General features: G+C 46.8%; 4 protein-coding genes. All 4 read right to left on the bottom strand.

What is annotated here, in order from left to right; genetic code table 11:
• Positions 1-224 precede the first annotated feature (224 nt).
• The 4 genes from KDK19_RS01365 to KDK19_RS01350 all read right to left on the bottom strand — a co-directional run bounded on the left by KDK19_RS01365 (position 225) and on the right by KDK19_RS01350 (position 6,356).
• Complete coding sequence (locus KDK19_RS01365; RefSeq protein ID WP_257254908.1) at positions 225-1,616, bottom strand: Ran family GTP-binding nuclear protein; 1,392 nt, start codon at positions 1,614-1,616, stop codon at positions 225-227.
• 346 nt (positions 1,617-1,962) lie between these two features.
• The gene (locus KDK19_RS01360; protein WP_257291188.1) at positions 1,963-3,201 is read right to left on the bottom strand and encodes a hypothetical protein; all 1,239 of its coding nucleotides are present in this window, start codon (positions 3,199-3,201) and stop codon (positions 1,963-1,965) included.
• A gap of 406 nt (positions 3,202-3,607) precedes the next feature.
• On the bottom strand, positions 3,608-4,855 hold the full coding sequence (locus KDK19_RS01355) for a hypothetical protein (RefSeq protein ID WP_257291187.1): 1,248 nt from the start codon (positions 4,853-4,855) through the stop codon (positions 3,608-3,610).
• A gap of 106 nt (positions 4,856-4,961) precedes the next feature.
• Positions 4,962-6,356, bottom strand: coding sequence for a hypothetical protein (locus KDK19_RS01350; protein ID WP_257254911.1), 1,395 nt, complete (start codon positions 6,354-6,356; stop codon positions 4,962-4,964).
• Positions 6,357-6,512: the final 156 nt, after the last annotated feature.

Genomic DNA, 6,512 nt, shown 5'->3' with positions numbered 1-6,512 from the left:
CATTGCCGCAAAGAATGAGTGTTTAATAATTCTATCCTTGCATTCTGGTTTACAGAGAAGAGGGATAGATCAACAAATAAACGTACTTCCTGTCAAAATCAAGGAAGCGTTCACCTCTAATCAGGCAACCAACAAAGTCTTGTCGGGCAGCGTGAGAATAACATCAACCAAGAAGCGCCTCATTGCAGAAGTTTGTCCCGGGCCGATTGTTTTTCAGGGGTGCATCATATGTCATCATCATCCTCAGGGAGGGGGACGCTCTTAGCTTGTTCGAGTTCTGCCTCATATCTAAGGACCTGCTCCCGGCTTATACTCACTTCAGGAGGCAGAAGCGCAGGGGCTTCTACAAACTGAATTTGTTCAGTTTTGGCCAGCTTCTTAATTAAATGGAGGAAAGGCTTTTCGAAATTGTAATTTGATTTGGCTGACATATCAAAATACTGAAGGTTCTTCTTGCGATGAAAATTTATATTTTTAGCCCTAACCTTCCTGTCCTTGATATCAACTTTATTACCAACAAGTACAATAGGTATGCCTTCACACACTCTTACCAGATCCTTGTGCCAATTGGGAACACTCTTGTAGGTAACCCGCGACGTTACATCAAACATGATAATTGCACAATCGGACTTAATATAATACCCATCTCGAAGTCCTCCGAATTTCTCCTGACCGGCAGTGTCCCAAACATTGAATCGAACAAGACCGCGATTAGTGTGAAATTGAATAGGATGGACTTCAACACCGATTGTGGCCACATATTTTTTCTCGAATTCACCAGTAATGTGTCGTTTAACAAATGTCGTCTTACCCACACCACCGTCGCCAACCAGAGCCAGTTTAAAAGTTGCCACCGGCACCGCGCTGAAAACCTGATGCCCGGAATCAGGTGATGGTCGCAGCCTGCAGACGCCAAGACAGGAATCGACGTAACAATCTAAACCCAATGTATGTTGGTGTTGTTGAGGATTTTGACTACCGCCGCCAGAGCCAGAAGACACGGGAAGGATAGCGCCTGTCATGAAGGAGGCCTTCGCCCCTGAGGCTTGCTGAGCAGATGATGCTGTTTGCTCGTTTTGTTTTTGGCTTTGTTGTTGGCCATTTCCGGGGAGCATCATAGTGGTGATCGCAAACGGGTCATCCTGACTTGCCTTCGGTTGATCCATCAGGTTGAACAGCGGAGAATCAATGCTCAAATAGCTTCGTAAAAGACAGCCGACAGCCAAAAACGCTTCCACAGGTATCCATGAATAAGGCTTTAAGCCAGAGGCATCACGAGCAGTCATAACCAGTTCGTAAGCAGTCAGGAAATGCGTAGCATAAATCAATTGCCACGGGACCGACTCAAAAAAGGACGTTTTTACCCCATAATTACCGAATCTCTGAGGTTTTTCATCAGACGGCAAAATCGATTCTGCATAACCGTTTATGTCAGCAGGGTATGACGGACCGCCCGACAATGAATGCGGGTGGTCTGGCTTTATGGAAAAGCTCCATTCTGGAGAGCTTGCCTGTTGAAGCTCGACGGCAAAGCCTGTCGTCAGTGAGTCGGCCTGAGAGGTAGCTGACAAATAGAACTGCAACAACAGCAGTGTCGCTGAGAATGAGTTTTTCATGACTTTATCGTTACTCTTATCTTGCAGTTTTTAGGAAGAAGGTAGACCAAGAAAGTGATGGATCAAGAAAATAAGCATCTTTTTCTGTCAAAAGCCAAAATGTCACCGGGCAGGAATTCTTAAGGAAGAAGATCGCAGTATACAAACCACCCTTAGCCTTGAAAAAAGATCGCTAAGAAAAAATCGGGCGCTTTTTTATTTGCCGGAACCCCGGCATTAGATCAATTGACGACGAATGTCTTTCAGAAGCAATGTCTGGCACGACAGGATAGACAAAAGCTTTTCTGCTGTCCGGTAAAAAATCGAAAGGTATGTGGAGATGCCACTTATCAACACATTTGTGTTTTCAACGCCTTCTATCATTCCATCTAATACGGTGGCCATCTTGATGGCATCGTCTTCTGTGGCTCCCCAAACCTTCACTATTACTGAAGATCCTTCCACATAGATGCGCTCCGCCATCCGAGAACACTATCACGTCACAAATTCGTGGCTCAGTATGATATTTTCTTCTATGATGCGACCGTCTGATATCACATCCATCTCGGTGACATCTTCTTCTGTGACGCCACAACCCTGGAATATTACTGAAGATCCACCCACACAGTCGCTCCTCACCATCCCCTCCGCCCACTAACGCGTCGCAAAATTGTGCCCCGGTATGGTCTCTCATTTTATGCCCGAACAGCCTTTCGTCATCCCTGAAGGCAGCCCCGCATGGCATTCGCTTTCCATTCTCCGTGATCAACACCACGTCACAGACAAATTCGCTGGTATGAGCTCCATTGGCAGCCCCTGCATTCATTGATCGTAATGTCGAACTTTTTCCGGAACTCAGCGACCCATCAGCGGGTTCTCTGATTCCGGAAGGTCGGAATCTACAAACGCCATGACAGGAATCGACAAAACAATTTAAGCGCAAAGTATGCCGGTGTTGCTCAGGGTTTTCTTTACCGCCGCCAGAGCCAGAAGACAGGGCACTGATGATAGACCCACTAAGCTGGATGGCGCTTGCCCTTAAGGCATTCTGACCGGATGATTCTGATGGTTCGTTTTGTCGTTGGCTATTTCCGGGGAGCATCATAATGGTAATCGTAAACAGGTCACACTGACTTGCCTCTGATTGTTCCATCGAGCCAGACAGCGGTGAATCTCGATTCCAATAGCTTTTCAAAAGCCAGCCGGCAGCGACACACACATCTGTTGGGAGCCATGAATAAGGTTTGAAGCCGGAAGCTGCATTAGTGTTCAGGACCAGTTCGTAAGCCACCAGCAGACTCGTGGCATAAAGCGATTGACACGAAATAAACTCAATAAGGGTCGTTTTCAACTCATAACCGCCAGGTCCATGTGGATTAGCATCAGGCGGTAAATCTGACTCCGCGTGGTCATTTGTGTCAGCAATATCTGTCGATTTAAGCGACAATGTATTCATGTCACACTTTGTAGAAAAACTCTGGGTTATTGACCCCAAATTATTATCTTGAAACTCTACAACTGCACGTCTTGTCAACGGTTCGGCCTGACAGATGATAGATAATGACTCTGGCAGCAACAGCAGTGCCACAAAGAATGAGTTTCTCACTATTTCATACGTACATTCTGATTTGTAGAGAAGGAAGAAACATAGATCAAAAGAGTGATAGATCAATAGAATAAGTGTGTTTTTATTTCAACTGAAAAAACGACAGAAAAGTTGCACCGGGTAAAAAAACCACCACTACAAAACTGTCGCGATCTATTTTATTCGCCCGAATCCGGGAATTACCGCAAAAGGCGGCAAATGTCTTCCAGAACATTACCCGGAATGATGGGAACGTCTACTTTGACAAATAAGGCACTGTAACTTCCAGAATACTGCTGGCTAGAGCCACTGCCGGATGTCATCTACCTTCACTATGAACTCGGCGAATTTGCCGTCACATGTTGCAGTTGCCTCCATAGATACCTATCCCTCCCGAAAGCACGTTTTGTGCCGTTTAGAAGCCGAATCACTCTTTATCTTTCGATGGACTGAGGTCATGTTCCCCATCATCAGGCCCGGTTTTTTGGCGTACGCTTTGGTAATTCCCGGGCTCTTCAAGATTCCAGAAGAACTCTCCATCGTTCCCGAAGTTTGCCGACACAGATTGGTTGACCGTTTTGGGCTCTTGGCGTCTTCTTTTGGAAACAGCGTTTAAATACTTACGTTGCTCCGATCGTCCGCTACCACTACCGTGATCTCTTTTTTGATGATTTAAAAGAGCCTTGAAATTAATACAGATCGTCCCGCATCCACAGGTTACTGGCTCGTAGTCAATTGACCCGGCCGCATCATTTTCAAAGGCCGCTCCTGCACTCAGTGTATAGTTATTTATTGGGTCGATCTCCATCGTAAACGTAAATGCATCGGCGTATAGTTGAAAGGGTTGTGTTTCTGTCATTGCATGATGAGCGTGTTCTGTCGAATTTTCTATGGAATTCGGTAACCCTTCAGTTGATTCACCATCGGCGAATAATTGCTGCAGTTTACAAACGCCACTACAGGAATCAACGTAACAATTTAAACCCAAAGTATGTTGATGTTGTCCAGGGCCTTCGTGACCACCGCCAGAGCCGAAAGACAGGGAGTTGGTGAAACAGCTTGTATGGGTTGCCATCCCTGAAACTTGCTGCCCGGATAATGTTGCTTTCTGGTTTTGTTGTTGACCTTGTTGTTGACCATTGCCGGGAAGCATCATAGTGGTGATTGCAAACGGGTGATCCTGAATCGCCTCTCGTCGCTCAACTTGTTGCTCAAGCAGGTCAAGTTCTTCAGTCGGGCTATAGAGTGGTGAATCGGGGTTCCAATAGCTTTTCAAAAGCAAGCCGACAGCCACAAACGCTTCTGCTGGTACCCATGAATAAGGTTTGGAATTTGGAGAGCCGCCATTGGTGGCCAGCACCAGTTCGTAGGCAACCAGCAGATGGGTGGCGAAGAGCAAGCGCAACGAAATGTAATCAACAGTTGTCTTCTTTGCTTCGTCATTGCCAACTATGGGTGGTTTGTAATCAGATGGCAGATCTGATCCTGCCAAGGCATTTGTGTCTGGAATGACTGATGGGTCGCCTGGTAACATATTCGGGTCGCGCTTTATAGAAAAACTCTGTTTTGTCTGTTCAAACTCGACAACAAATCTTCTCGTCAACGTTTCGGCCTGACAGATGACAGAAAACGAAAAAAGCAGCAACACTAGCGCTGTCGAGAGCGGGAGTCTCATTATTCTATCCTTTCATTTTCATTTTGATTAGTAGAGAGGGGAAAGATAGATCAGGAAGGCGACAGATCAAGAAAGGAAGCGTGTTTTAGTCCGGTAGGAGGCCGGATCAGTCTCTACTTTCTTCTGAATGACTGGGGTCATCATCCCGCCGGGCATCAAACTTGCGTTTTCGATGCATTCTTATGTGATACGCTAGCTCTTCAGAATTGCGGCAGACCTTTCCGCATGACTGCAGACCTCTCTCTCCAAGCACTGACTGAACGCAGTTTTTTGGCCAGAAGTGGTATTCTGTTTTGTGAGACATCATGGCTTGATCATTATCAAAGGAGACCCAGCATGGATCCCATGTGCCATCCATCCGGACCACTATGTCGCCACAAAATTTATGTTTGGTGTAGCCTTGGTCTCTTCCCATTTCTTCGATGTCATCAATCAACCACTTAAGTGGCGTCCAGTGGTCTCTTTTTTTATGACTCTTCAGAGCCGTAGCATTCTTGCAGACCGTCCCGCATGACCGCACCTTGTCATCCTGCCCAACCTCTTTCACGTCACAGGTGAGTTGCCCGATGTACTCACGCCCATCAGCGCGAGTTGCACCAACGGCCCCCGAATCCGCTGAGTGCAAAGAGGGCCAATGATTTGTCGGGTTGATATCAATCGTAAATAGATGGGATTGTTGCTGAAAGGGTTGTACTTCTGTCATCACATGAGGACTTTGCCCTGTCGAACTTTCTTCCCAATTCAGCGCCCATTCAGCGGACTCTCTGCCGTAGGATGATGGTCGGAGCTTACAAAAGCCTCGGCAGGAATCTACATAACAATCTAAACCCAGAGTATGCTGATGTTGTTCAGTACCTTCATTTCCATCGCCAGAGTCGGAATCAGGGGGACTGGTGAAAGAGCCTGAAAGTCGGAAGCTGGTCGCCCCTGGGGCTTGCTGTCCGGATGATGCTGACGGCTGGCTTTCTCGTTGGCCATTTTGGCTTTGTCCGAAAAGCATCGTAATGTTCATCACGAACGGATCACCCTGACTTGCTTCCGGTTGATCCGTCCGGGTAAACAACCATGAATTTCGGTTCCAGCAGCTTTTCAAAAGCGAGCCGACAACGACAAACGCTTCGACAAGTATCCATGAATGAGGTGTGCCACTCAGAGCGGCGTCATGGGTGGTCATGGCCAGTTCGTAAACAGCCACCAGAGTGATGGCGTCAAGTAAGTGCCACGAGATTGACTCAAAAAAGGACGTTTTCACCTCGAAACCGCCAAGTCTGTGTTGTTTGCCAGCTCGCAGAGAATCTGATCCAGCACAGCCGTGTGTGTCGGCATAGTATGAAGGGTTGCCTGACAATGCTGGCTGTAAAGCCTTTATGGAAAGGGTCCTGCCGGGGGAGAATCCATCCTGTCCAAGTTCGACTATAAAATGTCTTTCCAATGTTTCGGCCTGACATATGACAGACAAAGAGAGCAGCGACAGCAACGCTACTAAAAATCGTTTTTTCAAAACTATACCCTTTGCCCCTTGCATCTGTGATACACACCATGCTTAGACATAAAAAACCCGCTGCTGCAAAAAAGGGGTGTTCGAAATAGAGCCTTCTGAGTCTATGACAAGCAGAAATCAATCACTTGACTTTGCATCATCAAGCTTTCGTTTTCG

It is taken from the genome of Endozoicomonas sp. ONNA1 (assembly GCF_024606325.1).
Taxonomy (GTDB): Bacteria; Pseudomonadota; Gammaproteobacteria; order Pseudomonadales; family Endozoicomonadaceae; genus Endozoicomonas_A.
Note: the sequence above shows the minus strand (reverse complement) of the source record. Positions and strands in the feature narration are given on the sequence as shown.